The 15756-nt window shown below is 72.1% G+C and carries 14 protein-coding genes; 5 read left to right on the top strand and 9 right to left on the bottom strand.

Annotated elements, in window-relative coordinates:
- Positions 1-298 precede the first annotated feature (298 nt).
- Positions 299-1261, bottom strand: a complete 963-nt coding sequence (locus tag ACFVWW_RS15380; protein ID WP_386878256.1) for a 2-hydroxyacid dehydrogenase — start codon at positions 1259-1261, stop codon at positions 299-301.
- Positions 1262-1334: 73 nt separating this feature from the next.
- Here ACFVWW_RS15380 and ACFVWW_RS15375 point away from each other — a divergent pair, with 73 nt between their 5' ends.
- Entirely contained in the window at positions 1335-2330 is a 996-nt protein-coding gene (locus tag ACFVWW_RS15375; protein ID WP_384193711.1) for an aldo/keto reductase, read from the top strand.
- A 119-nt stretch (positions 2331-2449) separates the two neighbouring features.
- Positions 2450-3592: a PQQ-dependent sugar dehydrogenase gene (locus tag ACFVWW_RS15370; RefSeq protein ID WP_386878334.1), complete on the top strand. Its 1143-nt coding sequence runs from the start codon at positions 2450-2452 to the stop codon at positions 3590-3592.
- Here ACFVWW_RS15370 and ACFVWW_RS15365 read toward each other — a convergent pair.
- The 5 genes from ACFVWW_RS15365 to ACFVWW_RS15345 all read right to left on the bottom strand — a co-directional run bounded on the left by ACFVWW_RS15365 (position 3585) and on the right by ACFVWW_RS15345 (position 10659).
- The gene (locus tag ACFVWW_RS15365; RefSeq protein ID WP_386878333.1) at positions 3585-6641 is read right to left on the bottom strand and encodes an AAA family ATPase; all 3057 of its coding nucleotides are present in this window, start codon (positions 6639-6641) and stop codon (positions 3585-3587) included. The genes ACFVWW_RS15370 and ACFVWW_RS15365 overlap by 8 nt on opposite strands.
- Positions 6642-6693: 52 nt before the next feature.
- Positions 6694-6876: a hypothetical protein gene (locus ACFVWW_RS15360; RefSeq protein ID WP_384189318.1), complete on the bottom strand. Its 183-nt coding sequence runs from the start codon at positions 6874-6876 to the stop codon at positions 6694-6696.
- A 204-nt stretch (positions 6877-7080) separates the two neighbouring features.
- On the bottom strand, positions 7081-7698 hold the full coding sequence (locus ACFVWW_RS15355; protein ID WP_386878255.1) for a hypothetical protein: 618 nt from the start codon (positions 7696-7698) through the stop codon (positions 7081-7083).
- Between the two features lie 99 nt (positions 7699-7797).
- A complete protein-coding gene (locus tag ACFVWW_RS15350; RefSeq protein WP_384336784.1) occupies positions 7798-8355 on the bottom strand; it encodes a GNAT family N-acetyltransferase in 558 nt (185 codons plus the stop codon).
- Between the two features lie 138 nt (positions 8356-8493).
- Positions 8494-10659, bottom strand: a complete 2166-nt coding sequence (locus ACFVWW_RS15345) for a phosphocholine-specific phospholipase C (protein ID WP_386878254.1) — start codon at positions 10657-10659, stop codon at positions 8494-8496.
- Between the two features lie 186 nt (positions 10660-10845).
- On the opposite strand from ACFVWW_RS15345, the gene ACFVWW_RS15340 reads away from it, so the two are divergent.
- Positions 10846-11682 (top strand): helix-turn-helix domain-containing protein, encoded by an 837-nt coding sequence (locus tag ACFVWW_RS15340; protein ID WP_386878253.1) that lies wholly within the window; start codon positions 10846-10848, stop codon positions 11680-11682.
- Here ACFVWW_RS15340 and ACFVWW_RS15335 read toward each other — a convergent pair.
- On the bottom strand, positions 11679-12251 hold the full coding sequence (locus tag ACFVWW_RS15335; protein WP_384189327.1) for a TetR family transcriptional regulator: 573 nt from the start codon (positions 12249-12251) through the stop codon (positions 11679-11681). The two genes, ACFVWW_RS15340 and ACFVWW_RS15335, sit on opposite strands and share 4 nt — an antisense overlap.
- Positions 12252-12412: 161 nt before the next feature.
- Here ACFVWW_RS15335 and ACFVWW_RS15330 point away from each other — a divergent pair, with 161 nt between their 5' ends.
- Together ACFVWW_RS15330 and ACFVWW_RS15325 are read left to right on the top strand one after the other, a co-directional pair.
- Positions 12413-13300, top strand: a complete 888-nt coding sequence (locus tag ACFVWW_RS15330) for an oxidoreductase (RefSeq protein ID WP_384189329.1) — start codon at positions 12413-12415, stop codon at positions 13298-13300.
- Positions 13297-13917 (top strand): NAD(P)-dependent oxidoreductase, encoded by a 621-nt coding sequence (locus tag ACFVWW_RS15325; RefSeq protein WP_386878252.1) that lies wholly within the window; start codon positions 13297-13299, stop codon positions 13915-13917. The genes ACFVWW_RS15330 and ACFVWW_RS15325 overlap by 4 nt, the downstream gene beginning before the upstream one ends.
- Here the strand turns inward: ACFVWW_RS15325 and ACFVWW_RS15320 are convergent.
- Both ACFVWW_RS15320 and ACFVWW_RS15315 read right to left on the bottom strand, forming a co-directional pair.
- Positions 13908-14375, bottom strand: coding sequence for a universal stress protein (locus tag ACFVWW_RS15320; RefSeq protein ID WP_384189333.1), 468 nt, complete (start codon positions 14373-14375; stop codon positions 13908-13910). The two genes, ACFVWW_RS15325 and ACFVWW_RS15320, sit on opposite strands and share 10 nt — an antisense overlap.
- Before the next feature lie 69 nt (positions 14376-14444).
- Complete coding sequence (locus tag ACFVWW_RS15315; RefSeq protein ID WP_386878251.1) at positions 14445-15695, bottom strand: SLC13 family permease; 1251 nt, start codon at positions 15693-15695, stop codon at positions 14445-14447.
- Positions 15696-15756: the final 61 nt, after the last annotated feature.

Genomic DNA, 15756 nt, shown 5'->3' with positions numbered 1-15756 from the left:
GTCGCCGTCACCGCCGAAGGGTCCGGCCGGTGTGCCGGGGCGTACGGAAGCCACCGTCGGTCTCCCTGCCGCGTCGGATCGTTGGTCCACTGGCCGTACATCACCCGTCGCCCCCTCGGATTCTGATCGCTCCCCCACGCCGCGCCAGGCGCGACGCAGCCCCCAGATCGGGACGATACACCAGACTCGTCACTCAGGGACATAGTTCCTCTACTCTCCGTGACGGACAGGGGTGTTGACGGCGACAGAGGCGGCCGGACGGCTGCGGAGCGTGGTTACGCGGCGCTCGCGCGAGGGCTCATCCGGTCGCTCCTCCGGTCGCTTCCGTGGTGGTGAGTACGACGTTCCGCAGCTCCTCCCCGGCGGCGAACCGGGTGAGCTGTCCGGCCAGCAGCCGCTTGGCGCGCGGCAGGAAGGCCGAGGTGGAGCCGCCGACGTGGGGGCTGATGAGGACACCCGGAGCATGCCAGAGGGGATGGCCGGCCGGAAGCGGTTCCGGATCGGTGACATCCAGAGCGGCCTTGATCCTTCCGCCTTCCACCTCCGCGAGAAGCGCCTTGGTGTCGACGACGGCGCCGCGCGCGACATTCACGAGCAGCGCGCCGTCCTTCATCCGGGCCAGGAAATCGGCTCCCGCCAGGCCCTTTGTCCGGTCCGTGAGCGGAGTCGACAGGATCACCACATCGGCCTCGGGGAGCAGGTCGGGGAGATCCGTGAGCGCGTGGACCCGGCCGCGCTCCGTCGTGCGTGCGGAGCGCGCGACGCGCGCCACCCGCGCGCACTCGAAGGGCGCGAGCCGGTCCTCGATGGCGGCGCCGATCGAGCCGTATCCGACGATCAGTACGGACTTGTCGGCGAGCGCCGGATAGAAGCCGGACCGCCACTCCTCCCGCTCCTGGCCCCGGACGAAGCCGGGTATTCCCCGCAGGGAGGCGAGGATCAGGGCCAGGGTGAGTTCGGCGGTGCTGGCCTCGTGGACGCCCTTGGCGTTGCAGAGGCGGACGCCGGCGGGCAGCGCGCCGAGTCCGGAAGCCACATGATCGGTGCCCGCCGAGAGGGTCTGTACGACGCGTACCGACGCCATCGCGGAGAGCGGCCGGACCGCGATCTCATTGCCCTTCATGTACGGGACGACATAAAAGGCGCAGTCGGCCGGGTCGGCGGGGAAGCCCTGGGCACCGTCCCAGAAGTGGTAGTCGAGACCATGGGGAAGCCCTTCGATCTCCTCGGCCGGAATCGGGAGCCATACGTCTGCAGTCATGGCCAGGAGGCTATGCGAAGCGTGCGGGACCGATGAGGTTAGCTTGAGGGCGGCACAAGGAGGGGTACGGCAGTTGGAGCGCAGGACAATCGGTGCGGCGGCGCTCGAAGTGGGCGCGATCGGACTCGGCTGCATGCCGATGAACTGGGCCTACACCGGCTCGCAGCAGCGCGGCGACCGCTCGCTCCGTACGGTGCACGCGGCGCTGGACGCCGGTACGAGCCTGCTCGACACGGCCGACATGTACGGCCCCTTCACCAATGAGCTGCTGCTCGGGCGGGTGCTCGGACAGCGGCGCGAGGATGTCTTCGTCTCCACCAAGTGCGGGCTGCTCGCCGGCGAGCAGCACATCGTCGCCAACGGCCGCCCCCGGTACGTGCGGCGGGCCTGCGACGCCTCGCTGCGGCGGCTCCAGACCGATGTGATCGACCTCTACCAACTGCACCGCGCCGACCCCGAGATACCGGTCGAGGAGACCTGGGGAGCGATGGCGGAGCTGGTGGGTGCGGGGAAGGTGCGGGCGCTGGGGCTGTGCGCGGTGGGAGCGCGCGCGTTCCGCCGCCGGTCCGGTGGCCATCTGCACGAGTCGACGATCCGGCAGCTCGAGCGGGTGCAGCAGGTGTTCCCGGTCAGCGCGGTGGAGGCCGAACTGTCGGTGTGGTCACCAGAGGCGCTGGAGCGGCTGCTGCCGTGGTGCGAGGCGCGCGGGGTCGGGTTCCTGGCGGCGATGCCGCTGGGCAACGGTTTTCTGACGGGCACGCTCACCCCGGGGCAGGGCTTCGAGCCGGACGATCTGCGGGCGCGGCATCCGCGCTTCACGGCGGAGATCATGGCGGCGAACCAGCCGCTGGTGGCGGGGTTGCGGCGGGTGGCGGCGCGGCACGACGCGACCGCGGCCCAGGTGGCGCTGGCGTGGGTGCTGAGCCGCGGGCGCCATGTGGTGCCGGTGCCGGGGACGAAGCGCGAGCGGTGGGCGGTGGAGAACGCGGAGGCGGCGGGGCTGGAGCTGACGGCGGTGGACCTGGCCGACATCGCGGCGCTGCCGCCGGTGCGGGAGTCCTGGGACTGAGCTCCGGCGGAGCCGCGCGGCGATTGATCCGCTGTGGTGGGGAACCTGGGACGGGGCCGCGGTGTAAGAACAGTAGGAACGCAGCCGTCGAAGGGATCGGAACCGTGAAACGTACAGCAGTGACGGCCGTATGGGCCGCTGCCGCTCTTCTCGTGGTCACCGCGTGCTCCTCCGGCGAGGCCGGTCCGGAGCGCGGCCCGGGCGCCGCGTCGAGCCCGGCCGCCTCCTCGTCCGGGGGCGGGCGGCCGAGTCCGTCGGCGGCTCCCGCGAAGGGGTCGGTGAAGGTGGTGTCCACCCTGACCGAGGGGCTCAAGTCGCCATGGGGCCTGGCCGCCCTGCCGGACGGCGATCTGCTGGTCTCGTCGCGTGACGAGGGGACGATCACCCGCGTCGCCGCGGAGGGCGGGAAGAAGACCGCGGTCGCGACCGTCCCGGGGGTCTCCGCGGCGGGCGAGGGCGGTCTGCTGGGGATCGCGCTCTCCCCTTCGTTCGCCTCGGACCATCTGGTGTACGCGTACTTCACCACCGAGTCGGACAACCGCATCGCCCGCATGTTCTACGACGAGAAGAGGCCGGCCGGGCAGCAGTTGGGTGCGCCGGACACGGTGCTGCGCGGCATCCCGAAGGGCATGATCCACAACGGCGGGCGGATCGCTTTCGGCCCGGACAAGATGCTCTACGCGGGCACGGGCGAGACGGGGGAGACGGGGCTCGCCCAGGACATGAAGTCACTGGGGGGCAAGATCCTCCGGATGACGCCGGACGGCCAGCCCGTGCATGGCAATCCGGAGGCGGATTCCGTGGTCTATTCCCCGGGCCACCGCAATGTGGAGGGCCTCGCCTGGGACTCCGAGAAACGGCTGTGGGCGTCGGAGTTCGGCCAGGACACGTGGGACGAGCTGAATCTGATCGAGCCCGGCAAGAATTACGGCTGGCCGGTCGTCGAGGGCAAGGCCGGTAAGCCGGGCTATGTCGACCCGGTGGTGCAGTGGAAACCGAGCGAGGCGTCCCCGAGCGGTCTCGCCTACGCGGAGGGCTCCCTCTGGATGGCGTCCCTGCGGGGCGAGCGGCTCTGGCGGATTCCGCTGGCGGGCCGGGAAGCGGCGGCCGCTCCCGAGGCGTTCCTGAAGGGCGAGTACGGCCGCCTGCGCACGGTGCTTTCGGCGGGGGGCGACACGGTGTGGCTGGTGACCAGCAACACGGACGGACGGGGCACCCCACAGCCGGGGGACGACAAGATCCTTCAGCTGGAGGTCAGGTAGCGGCGCGGGGGTGGCCGGCGGGCTCCGCCGGATCGGGGAAGAGATGGAGACGGTGCGCCAGGGCCGCCGCCTCCGTGCGGCCCGAAACACCCAGTTTGGCCAGGATGTTGGAGACATGCACGCTGGCGGTCTTGGGCGAGATGTACAGCTCCTCGGCGATCCGGCGGTTGCTGCGGCCGGCCGCGACGAGACGGAGCACATCCTGTTCGCGCGGGGTCAGGCCGAGTGATCTGGCCGGGTCGGGATCCGGGGCGGCGGCGGTGGGGGCGCTGGCCGCCGGGGAGAGGCTGATCCTGGCCCGGCCGGCGAGGAGCGCGGTCCGCTCGGCGAGGAAACGCGCGCCGAGCCGGGTGGCCTCGGAGTGGGCCTGGAGGAGCGGCCCGGCCGCTTCGGTGCGGTCGGCGTGGCAGTCCAGCAGGGCGGCCGCCCAGTGGTGGCGGACGAGCGCCACTTCATAGGGGCGCTCGACCGCTTCGAAGGCGGCGACGGCACGCTCCCAGAGTTCCGGCGCGGGATTGCCCTCCGCGCGGGCCAGTTCCGCTTCGAGCATGAGGCCGTACGCATGCCAGACGGGCACGAGCGTGGGCAGCCGTTTGGCGTGGGTGCGCACGGCGGCGAGGGTGGCCGCCCGTCCGGCGTCCGTCCCCGGCAGCCCGAGGCCGTCCGCTTCCATCGCCACCGCGGCGCACAGCATCGGCAGCGCGTACCGCTGGGTGCCGGGCGGGAAACCGCGCGCGCTGATCCGCTCGAACTCGGCCCGCGCCTCGGCCCTTCGGCCCCGCTGTGCGGCGATGCCCATGGCCAGCCGGGCGGGGGCTATGTAGTGCTGCGGCTGGGGGTCGTGCATGCCGAAGGAGGCGCGGGCCAGGTCGACATGGCTCTGCGCCTCGTCGAGTTCGCCGCGGGCCAGGGCCAGTTCGGCGCGGCGTACGGCGATCAGGCCGCGTGCCGTGGGGGACTGGGCGAGCCCCTCCGCCTCGTCCAGGACGGTGTCGGCCTCGGACCAGCGGCCGAGTGAGAAGAGGGACTGAGCCTGGTTGGCGCGGACCCATGCCTCCATATTGGCCAGACCGCGCTGGTGGCAGACGAGGATGCCGTGGTCGGCGGCGGCCACCGCTTCCTCGGAGCGGCCCACGCTCTCCAGCGTGGACGGCAGATTGATACTGGCGCGGCCCATGATCCCGACGGCGCCCAGCTCGTCGGCGCGGTCGCGGACCTCGTACATCTCGGCGATGCCCCCTTCGGCGTCGCCCGCGTCGGCGGCGAGCCAGCCACGGGTGAGCCGGGCGTGCAGTTCGATGTGCTCGGCGCCGACCAGCCGGGCGTAGCGCACGGCGCGCTCGGCGGCCGCCAGGCTCTCCGGGCCCGGCCGGTGCACGGCGCCCCAGGAGGCGATATTGACGAGGATGTCCGCGTGGACGGCGGACGGCGGGAGCCCGCGCACCAGTTCCTCGGCGGTGGCCAGTTCCTGCCGGCCGTCGCCCCGGGTGAGCTCCTGCGTCAGCCGGGAGCGCTGGGTCCAGAACCACGCGGCGCGCAGCGGATCGTTCTCCCCGTCCAGGACGCGCATGGCCTTCTTGGAGATCGCCAGGGCGCGTTCGCGTTCGCCGCCGAAGCGCGCGGCGACGGTCGCCTCCGCCATCAGATCCAGATAGCGCAGCGGGGTGGGTCCGGGGTCGCCGCCGCCCGGCGGGTATGCCTCGGCGTCGTCCGGCGTGCGCAGCGTGCGGCGCACGTCCTCGGGGGCGTCGTCCCACAGCTCCATCGCCCGTTCCAGCAGCCGCAGCTGCTCGCAGTGGGCGTACCGCCGACGGGCCTCGACGGAGGCGCGCAGGACCACGGGAAGCGCCTTCGCGGCGTCGTGCGCGTTGTACCAGTAGCCCGCCAGCCGCGTGGTGCGCTCGTCGGCCCGTACGAGCGAGGGCTCGGCCTCCAGCACCTCGGCGTAGCGGCGGTTGAGCCGGGACCGTTCGCCGGGGAGCAGATCGTCGCTGACGGCCTCGCGCACCAGGGAGTGCCGGAAGCGGTAGCCGTCCCCGTCCGCCGTGGGCAGGAGGATATTGGCGCCGACGGCGGCCCGCAGCGCCTCGATCAGATCGTCCTCCGCGAGCCGTGCGACGGCCAGCAGCAGCGGGTACTCGACGGTGGCGCCGCCCTCGGCGACGATCCTGGCGATCCGCTGGGCGTCCTCGGGCAGCGTCTCGACCCGTACGAGCAGCAGATCGCGCAGGGAGTCGCTCAGTCCGGTGCGGGAGCCGGCCTCCATGGAGCAGGCCAGCTCCTCGACGAAGAAGGCGTTGCCGTCGGACCGTTCGAAGATCTGGTCCAGCAGGGCCGGGTCCGGTTCCGCGGTGAGGATGCCGGCCAGCTGTCGCCGCACCTCGGCGCGCGTGAAGCGGGAGAGTTCGATGCGCCGGACCGAGCGCAGCCGGTCCAGCTCGGCGAGGAGCGGACGCAGCGGATGGCGCCGGTGGATGTCGTCGGCGCGGTAGGTGGCGATCACGACGAGCCGGCCGCGCCGCAGCGCGCGGAAGAGATAGGCGAGGAGATGGCGGGTGGAGGCGTCCGCCCAGTGCAGATCCTCCAGGACGAGCACGACCGTACGGTCCGCCGCCAGCCGCTCCAGCAGCCGGGCGGTGAGCTCGAAGAGCCGGGCGGTGCCGTCCTCACCGAGCGCGCCCCGGTCGGACTGGCCCAGCTCGGGCAGGATCCGGGCCAGTTCGTCCTGCTGGCCCTCGGAGGCGGCGGTCAGTTCGTCGGGCAACTGGCGGCGCAGGGAGCGCAGGGCGGTGGAGAAGGGCGCGAACGGCAGTCCGTCCGCGCCGATCTCCACGCATCCGCCCACCGCGACCACGGCGCTCTCCGCGCAGGCCACCGCGTGCAGTTCCTCGATGAGCCGGGTCTTGCCGACCCCGGCCTCGCCGCCGATGAGCAACGCCTGCGGCTCTCCCGCGGTCGCGCGGGAGAGCGCTTGGGTGAGCGCGGTGAGCTCGCCGGTCCTGCCGACGAACACCGGGCTGACGGACCTGGTCTCCACAGGGCCGAGCATCGCACAGCCGGCTGACCGCGCGGCATCCGTCATCGGCGCGGACGGCACGGCGTCACGCCGCGCGGACGAACCGGTCGCACGGCTGGTGCACCCGCCCCTCGCCGCCGTCCTTGGCGGCTCCCCGGGCCTGCCGGGCCTGCCGCTGGGCCCGGCGGGCCTCCCGTACGAGGCGGTGGTGGTCGGCCGCGCGGATGAGCTCGGCCGCGGTGATCTTGTGGAGCTCGTAGGCGAACATCCGGTCTCCCCTGAGGCGAAGGTGTGCTGGCGTCTTGCGATGCCTCAACCTTCGTCTCCCAGGAGGAGTCGCCACATCGGGAGAGTGCCGCATCTTTCCGGACCCTGGAGCCTTACGACCTGGGAAAGAAAGGACGCGGACCCGGATACGACCTAAGGCCCTGGGCGCGAAGCCTCAGGGCTTGGGTCGTGGGGAGGAGCGGGCTCAGGCGGCGACGCTCGGCAGGGCGACGAAGAGATCGAAGTACATGCCGATGGAGACCAGCAGCCCCAGGAAACCGAGGACGGCTCCGGCCACGGCGACGGGGCGTACCCAGCTCGCGCGCTGCGGCAGGGCCAGGACGATCGCGCCGATCAGCAGCGCGAGCAGGGCCACGACGCCGTTGACCGCGGCGGTGGCGTGCCACGCGTCGCCGTACATCTCGGAGATCTGCTGCGCGGGGGTGGGGGACTGGCCGGACGTGATCTGTCCGACGAGCGTCTCGCGCTCGGCGACGACCCGGCCGGTCCAGGTTCCGGTGAGGGCGACGATGCCGAGGCAGACCGAGACGATGGCCGTGGCCGCGGCACCGAGCCCGGACGGGCGCCGCGCCAGGAGGTCGTCCAGGTCGTCGTCGGCCAGGTCGTCGTCCAGGTCGTCGTCCTGGCCGTCCAGCTCGTCGGCCGCGGCGGTGTCCTCGCCGGCGGCGGGCACCGCGTCGCGCTCCTCGGCGGACCCGGCCCTGCTCTCGTCCTTGGGCTCGGCCTTGGTGAGGGTCACCTCGGGCGTGAGGGCCTCGGCCGTGTCCGGGTCGGGGGTCTGGGTCTTGGGAGTGGGATTCATACGCCGCACGCTAGGGGCACCGTCTGAGAACTTTCTGAGAACGGCGGACGCCCGCGGACCTCCCCCACCGCCCGCGCCACTCCCCCGCTGCTCAGCGCGCTACTCGGCGCCCGGCCGCTGCCGCCACTCGGGCGCCAGGACCGACCAGATCTCGGTGTTCTGCCGTACCCCGCGGTACGGATAGCTCTCCCGCAGCACTCCGTCCCGTGTCATGCCGAGCCGCTGGGCGACCCGCACGCTCGGAGTGTTGGCGGACGACACGTGCCACTCCACCCGGTGCATCCCGCGCTCTTCCACCGCCCAGTCGATCAGCACCCGCGCGGCGCGCGTGACCAGTCCGCGCCCTGTCACGGCCGGCTCCAGCCAGCAGCCGACCTCGCAGGTCCCGTTGGCCGCGTCGAACATCGGGAAGAGCACGCCGCCGACCAGCGTGGAGTCGAGCCAGATCCCGTAGATCCGCCCGCTGTCGGCGGCCTGCTTCTCCGCGTACGAGGTGAGCACCGCCCGCGCCGATGCGGGGTCGGTGACGAGCTGGGCGAACCGGATGTGTTCGTCGACGAGGTCCCGGGCGCGGTCCATATGGGTGAGGAACTCCTCGGCCCGCCATGGCTCCAGGGGGCGCAGTTCCGCCCCGTCACCCAGCGATATCGCGAACATCGGGCTCCCTTGTCAGGCTCATACGGTCGTCCGGTCGTGCGACCGCCGTTCCGGGATCCTCGCACGTCCGCCGCGCTGTGGTTCGTGGATATTCACCGGGAACGGCCCGTCGGGAGAGCTCGCGAAGAACGCATGACGTCAACCGGAGACGCTGGCCCGCCCGTTCTCGATGTGGCCCATGAGACGACGGCGGAAGCGGACGTCCTGGCCGGCCGCGTCACCGGGGGTGGACGGCTCGGTGGTGATCTCGATGTCGTACCAGCCGTGCGCGTCGGCCGCGGAGTGCACGACGCTCCGGCTGCGGCCCGGTTTCACCGTGATCTGCCGGGTCCAGCCGTCCAGATCGGCCTCGTCGACATAGCCGAGCGGCCGCACCGTGAAGGTGACCGGCCGGTCCCCGCTGTTGCGCAGGGTGAGCTGGAGATCGCGGTCGTGGTGGTCGACGGCCGAGGAGACCTCGGCGCCCCGGCCGGCCACGGGACCGGCGAACTCGCGGCGGAAGCCGTTCGGCCCGGTGATCGTGAAGCGGTACGCGGCACCGGCCCGCCCGGTAAGGGGCACCGTCCATTGCGCCGTGCCCCTTACATCGCGGTGCTGCGGGACCTCGAACTCACCGGCGTACGGGTAGAGCGCGAAGTGCGCGCTCGCACGCCCCGTGTTGCTGAGCGTGACCCGGAAGGCCCGCCCGTCGCCGTCGAGATGACCGTACGCGTCGGTCTGGTACGGCAGCGGCCTGGCCGGCCGCGCACCCTTCTCCTGTACGGGCATCCGCTGTTCGGCGGGCGGCCGGGGCTGCCAGCGGCCGGAGAACGGCGGAATCGCCCCCGGCTGCTCCACCTCGGGCTGCGACCGGCCGCGCCGGAAGTCGAAGGCCGAGGTCAGATCACCCGTGACGGTGCGCCGCCACGCGGTGATGTTGGGCTCGTCCACTCCGGTCCACTTCTCCAGGAAGCGGATGACCGAGGTGTGGTCGAAGACCTGCGAACAGACATGGCCGCCGACCGTCCAGGGCGAGACGACCAGCAGCGGCACCCGCATGCCGAGACCGGTCGGCCGGCCCTCCCAGCGCTCGTCGGGGTCGTCGAGAGGCGGCACGGGCGGCGGCACATGGTCGAAGAAGCCGTCGTTCTCGTCGTAGTTGATCAGTACGACGGTGTGCCGCCAGACATCGGGATGCGCGCCGAGCGCGTCCAGCACCTGGTAGACGAGGGAGGCGCTGGCGACCGGCGACGAGGAGCCGGGGTGCTCGGAGTCGACCGCGGAGGGCACCAGATACGACACCTCGGGCAGCGTCCCCGCCGCCACGTCGGCCCGGAACCGTGCGGCCAGCGTGCCGCTCTCCACCCGCCGCAGCCCACGGTCGAACAGCGACCGCTCGCGCTCGGTCAGCGCGGCGACGCCCTCCTCCAGCGCGGCGAGCAGCCGCTCACGCACCGCTTCGTCGTCGGCCTCGCGCACGGCGGCGTAGAAGGCCTCCATGTAGGTGAAGCCGGCGGCCCCGGGCTGTCCCGGCAGGGCGCGGGCCGCGGCGAGCGCCTTACGGGCGACGTTCTTGAAGGTGGTGAAGAACTCGATGTTGTTGTCGGTGAAGTTCTCCCACTCCGTGTACGTCTGCCAGCTCCGGCCGGCCTTCTCCAGCCGCTCGGCGTAGGTCGGCCACGGATATCCGGGGTGGGTGTCCTCCTCGTACGCGTCATTGCCCACGGCCCGCCGGCCGTCGGCCTCGAACCCGGTCCAGCCGCTCCACAGATGGTTGCGGTTCGGACTCGTCGACGTATGGACGGAGGAGTGGTACGCGTCGCAGACCGTGAACGTGTCCGCCAGCTCGTAGTGCAGCGGGATGTCACGCCGGTCGTAGTACGCCATGGTGGCGGCGCTCTTGGCGGAGACCCAGTGGTCCATCCACCCGTTGTTCCAGGCGGCGGCCCCGCCGTCCCAGGAGTGGTCGAGGGCCCCGATGTACTGCAGATCCTTCCGCTGTGTCTCGGCGGCGTCGCGTACGGGGAACGGCAGGACGGTGCCGAGCGGCCCCGGCTGCTCGAAGACGGGCTTCCCGGAGGGAAGCTCGACGGCGTTGCGGTCGCCGAATCCACGCACCCCGCGCAGGGTTCCGAAGTAGTGGTCGAACGAGCGGTTCTCCTGCATCAGGATGACCACGTGCTTGATCGCCCGCATCCCGCCGGCCGCCGGCTCGGCGGCCAGCGCGGCCCGCAGGGACGGCGGCAGCACCGACCCGGCCGCCGCAGCGCCCAGGGCGCCCGACCCGAGGGCGAGCATTCTTCTGCGCGATATCTCCAGTGACATGCCCGGCCTTCCCATAGGTGGTCCGGCCGGGACGCTAGTGAGACCGGATGGCAGACGTAAGGCCCGGGGACGACGCCGAAGTGAACGTCCCTCTGCCCGGAGGTCGACCGGATTCGCCGTTCCGCCCACCACTGTCACCGTGCGTCACTACAGTGGAACTCCACGTCAGTCAGGAAGTGAGGCGCCATGCACCCGGCGAAGAAGCCCAAGAGGGTCACCTCCTGGCAGGTGATCGGCGCGCGGCTCGCGGATTTCCGCGGGGCCGCCCGGATGACCCTGGCCGCGCTGGCGGAGTCGGTCTCGCTGCGGGCGGAGACCCTCCACGCGATCGAGCAGGGCAGGAGACTGCTCAAGCCACAGCTCGCCGAGAGACTCGACGAACTGCTCGGCACGAAGGGCGCGTTGGCCGTGGCGGTCGCCGAGGTGCCCGCACACGAGCGGCTGCCCGCGTTCGTCATGGACTACGCGGAGCACGAGGAGCGGGCGCTCTCGCTTCTCTCGTACGAGGCCCAGATGGTGCCGGCGCTGCTGCAGACCGCGGCGTACACCCGTGTGGTCCTCTCCGCCGTCTATCCGCCGGTCAGCGACGAGATGGCGGAGAAATGGGTCTCGGCGCGACAGGACCGGCAGCGGATTCTGCGCCGGACGCCCCGGCCTCCCGCGGCCAACTTCGTCATCGAGGAATCCACCCTGCAACGGCCGATCGGCGGGCCCGAGGTCATGCGGGAACAGCTCCGGCATCTGCGCCGCTGCGCCGAACTCCCCTCCGTGGGGCTTCAGATCATGCCGACGGACTGCGGCATCCATGCCGGGCTCGACGGCCCGATGATGCTGCTGGAGACCCCGGCGCACGACCAGCTCGCCTATATCGAGACCCAGATCACCAATTTCCTGGTCAGTGATCCTGATGCCGTCAGCGTCTACCAGCAGAAATACGGGATGCTGCGCTCCCAGGCCCTCAGCCCGGCGCAGAGCACGCGCCTGCTGGACGATCTGCTCAGCAACGGACCGGACACCCCTTAGGGGAATGACGGACGGGTGAGCCGCCCCACCACCACCACGACCGCATGCCGTCGGGTCGCGATCTCGGAGGCGGCGGTGGCGGCGGTCACCGGCTCGGGGCTGCCGTCGCTCCATGTGGTGGAGAGCCCGACGAGCAGGGCCAGCAGCAGGTGCGGGGGCAGTCCCGCGTCGACCTTGCCCTCCGCCTGGGCCGCGGCGAGGGCCTTGAGCTTCGCGGCGTTGGCCTTCTCGGCGACCGGCAGCACCTCGCCCGGCCGCTCCAGACTGTGCCAGCGGGCCAGTCGCATCAGATGCGGGTGCGCGACGTAGAAGTCGAAGAGCGCGCCCGCGTACCCGGGCAGATCGTCCGCGTTGAAGGGCGCGGCGTCGAGGACCTCCTCGACGGCGGTCTCGTACACCGTGTTGAAGAGCTGCTCCTTGTTCCCGAAGTGCACGTAGATCAGGTTCTTGTTGTAGCCGGCGGTCGCGGCGATGCGGTCGACGCGCGCGCCCGCGATGCCGTACGCGGCGAACTCTTCGGTCGCCGCGCGCAGCAGGCTGGTCTTGGTGGTTCGGGAGTCTCTGGCCACGCACTCATGGTAGTCAGCGCGCGAGGGCCTGATCAGCCGAACATCGGCCGATAATTGACTAACCGGTTATTCCTTGCCCGTTCGCCCTTGCATTCCGCGCACAGCCGGTCCTACAGTTGAAGTAACTGGATAGTCAGTTACTTATTCGAAGGGACTCCATCATGTCGCAGGTCTGGTTCATCACCGGCAGCTCGCGCGGCCTGGGCCGCGCCATCGCCGAGGCGGCCCTCGCCGCCGGCCACCGGGTCGTGGCCACGGCGCGCAAGCCCGACCAGCTGGACGACCTTGCCCGTACGTACGGCGAGCGGCTGCGCGCCGTCCCGCTCGACGTCACCGACGCCGAGGCCGCACGCACGGCCGTCCGGGGCGCGGTCGAGACCTTCGGCCGGCTGGACGTCGTCGTCAACAACGCCGGTTACGGCGACATCGCCGCCATCGAGGACGTCACGGACGCCGACTTCCGCGCCCAGATCGACACCAACTTCTACGGCGTCTACCACGTCACCAAGGCCGCCGTGCCGATCCTCCGCGAGCAGGGGTCCGGGCACATCATCCAGATCTCGTCCAGCGGCGGCCGCATGTCGACTCCCGGTCTCGGCGCTTACCAGAGCGCCAAGTGGGCGGTCGCCGGCTTCTCCGAAGTCCTGTCCCGCGAGCTCGCTCCGCTCGGTGTGCGGGTCACGGTCATCGAACCGGGCGGTCTGCGCACCGACTGGGCCGGGGCGTCCATGACGATCCCGCCGATCAGCGAGCCGTACCGGCAGACCGTCGGCGCGATGGCCGAGATGGTGCGGGGCGGAAACGGCCGGCAGACCGGCGATCCGGCGAAGGCCGCACAGGTCATCCTGGGCCTGCCCGCGCTGGACGAGCCTCCGGTGCATCTGCTGCTCGGCAGCGACGCCTATCGGTATGTGACGGATTCCGACCGCGCCCGCACCGCGTCCGACACCACGTGGCGCACGCTGACCGAGTCCATCGACTACGACGCCGAGACGGCCACGTCACAGCGCTTCGCGCCGCTGCCCGGATCCGGAGCGAACGAGGCGTGAACGTCACCGTCTTCGGCGCCACCGGCCGTACCGGACAGGCGCTCCTCACCTCCGCCGCCCGCGCCGGGCACCGCACCACCGCGCAGGTGCGGGATCCGGCCCGGCTGGGGGACGCGCCCGCCGACCGGGTGGTCAGCGGCTCCGCCTTCGACGAGAGCGCCATCGCCGAGGCGCTGGCCGGCGCGGACGCGGCCGTCGTCGCCTTCGGGCTCAAGGGCAACCGCAGCACCCCGCTGTACTCACGCGGCACCGCCCTGATCGTGGACGCGATGCGGAAGCAGGACGTACCGCGGCTGATCGTCGTCTCCGAGGCGGCGTACGGCCCGTACGCCGGCGACGCGGTGGCGGCCCGCGCCCTGTCCGCCGTCTACCGCGCGACCGCCCGGCCGCTGATCCGCGAACGCGAGGCCCAGGACGCGGTGGTCGCGGCGAGCGGCCTGGAGTGGACCGTCGTACGGCCGGGAGTGCTGGTCAGGGGGGCCGCCCGGGGCAACCGTCCGCGTTCCTTCGCGCCGCGCCGCGGTCTCCCGCCCCGCACCACCTTCGCGGACCTCGCCGCGCTGATCACCGGCGCGCTGGACGACCCGGCCACGTACGGCCAGGACCTCTACCCCTGAGCCTCGTACGGCCACACCAGCAGGACGGGGCACTCCGCGTGGTCGACCACGAAGCGGGCCGCCCGGCCGAGGCTGTGCGGGCCCGGCCGGTCGCGGTCGCCGTCGCGCGCGCAGATCAGCAGAGCGGCGCCGGCCGCCGCGCGTACGACCTCGTGCTCCACCCGGCCGTGGTGGTCGAGGAGCTCGCAGGGGCGGCCGAGCCGGTGCGCGGCCGCTTCGAGGAGGTCGGCGGCCACCGTGCCCGAGAGCGCTTCGAGGCGGACGCCGGGATCCCGGTCGGGCCGGTGGCCACGGCCGAGGAGCCCCGCGTAGGCGTGGTGCGCGGCGGCGGCGACCTCGTCGTCACTGACATGGAGCAGTACCACGTCGTCGTGCGGGGCGCGTTCGCGTGCCGCGTCGACACAGGCGGGCCAGCTGGATTCGGTGATCCAGACGAGGACGGTCGTCGGTGTGGTCACGGGGTCGGCCTCCGATCGCTGATGCGCGTATGCCCCAGCAGGATGGCACCACTCCCAGGTGACACACGGTCAGAACACCCGCAGCGCACCCCAGAGCGCGACCGTCGAGGCGACGAGCGTGGCGGGCACCGTGAGCAGGCCGAGCCGGGTGAAGTGGCCCAACTGGGGCTCGGTGTCGTGCTCATGGAGGATGCGCCGCCACAGCAGAGTGGCGAGCGAGCCGACATAGGTCAGATTCGGCCCCAGGTTGACGCCGATCAGCGCGGCGAGCAGCGGGCCGGGCCCGGCGGGCGCGAGGAGCGGCAGCAGGGCCAGGATCGCCGGGAGGTTGTTGATCGCGTTGGCCAGTACGGCGGCGATCACGGCGACGGCCAGCAGCGCGGGCAGCGAGGAGCCGCCCGGCAGCAGCCGGCTGACGCCGGTGTCCAGACCGTTGTCGACGACCGCCTTGACGACGACACCGAGCGCGAGGACGAACAGACAGAACAGCGGTGACGCGGCGCGGACCAGCCCCGTCACGGTCGTCCGCTTGCGCCGCAGGGCGCGGGCGGCGAGGACGACGGCGCCGGCGACAGCCGCCCACAGCGGTTCGATCCCGACGAACGAGGTGACCACGAACCCGGCCAGGGTCAGACCCAGCACGACCAGCGTGAACACCGGCAGTTCGCGCCGCTCGTCCGTCTTCGGGGGATGCGCCCCGGCGGCCAGGTCGGCGGCGAACCAGCGGCGGAAGATCACGTACTCGACGGCGATGGCGGCCAGCCACGGCAGCGCCATCAGCGCGGCGAACCGGGTGAAGGTCAGACCGCTGGCGGTGAAGGCCAGCAGATTGGTGAGGTTGGAGACCGGCAGCAGCAGGGACGCGGAGTTGGCGAGGTGCGTACAGGCGTAGACGTGCGGCCGGGGGCGGGCGCCGACGCGGGCGGCGGTCGCGAACACCACCGGGGTGAGCAGGACGACGGTCGCGTCCAGGCTGAGTACGGCGGTGATGACGGCGGCGACGGCGAACACCCCGCCGAGCAGCGTACGCGGCCGGCCGCCGCAGGCCCGCGCCACCAGATCGCCCGCGGCGGCGAACAGCCCGTCCTCGTCGCAGAGCTGGGCCAGCACCAGGACCGCCGCGAGGAAGACGACCACCGGCAGCAGGGTGCGCGTCTGGTCCCACGCCTCGTGGGGCGAGACGGCGCCGAGCACGACGACCAGCAGCGCCGCGGGCACGGCGGCGGCCGCCTCGGGCAGCCCGCGGGGGCGTACGACGGCAAACGCGAGCACGGCCAGCAGCAGACCGACGGAGACGATCTCGGCGGCGATGGTGTTCACAGGAGTCCCGGCCTCGCGAAGACGGTGCGGCCCCGGCACGGCCCGCTGGTCCCACCGGTGG

Origin of the sequence: Streptomyces sp. NPDC058198 (assembly GCF_042882605.1) — a bacterium.
GTDB lineage: Bacteria > Actinomycetota > Actinomycetes > Streptomycetales > Streptomycetaceae > Streptomyces.
The sequence above is the reverse complement of the archived record's forward strand: the minus strand, read 5'-3'. Positions and strand labels throughout refer to the sequence as shown.

Coding starts and splice junctions, on each gene's coding strand:
- ACFVWW_RS15350 (WP_384336784.1), bottom strand. CDS start 8,355: ATGTTCGCGATATCGCTGGGTGACGGGGCGGAACTGCGCCCCCTGGAG.
- ACFVWW_RS15340 (WP_386878253.1), top strand. CDS start 10,846: ATGCACCCGGCGAAGAAGCCCAAGAGGGTCACCTCCTGGCAGGTGATC.
- ACFVWW_RS15380 (WP_386878256.1), bottom strand. CDS start 1,261: ATGACTGCAGACGTATGGCTCCCGATTCCGGCCGAGGAGATCGAAGGG.
- ACFVWW_RS15360 (WP_384189318.1), bottom strand. CDS start 6,876: ATGTTCGCCTACGAGCTCCACAAGATCACCGCGGCCGAGCTCATCCGC.
- ACFVWW_RS15330 (WP_384189329.1), top strand. CDS start 12,413: ATGTCGCAGGTCTGGTTCATCACCGGCAGCTCGCGCGGCCTGGGCCGC.
- ACFVWW_RS15365 (WP_386878333.1), bottom strand. CDS start 6,641: ATGCTCGGCCCTGTGGAGACCAGGTCCGTCAGCCCGGTGTTCGTCGGC.
- ACFVWW_RS15355 (WP_386878255.1), bottom strand. CDS start 7,698: ATGAATCCCACTCCCAAGACCCAGACCCCCGACCCGGACACGGCCGAG.
- ACFVWW_RS15345 (WP_386878254.1), bottom strand. CDS start 10,659: ATGTCACTGGAGATATCGCGCAGAAGAATGCTCGCCCTCGGGTCGGGC.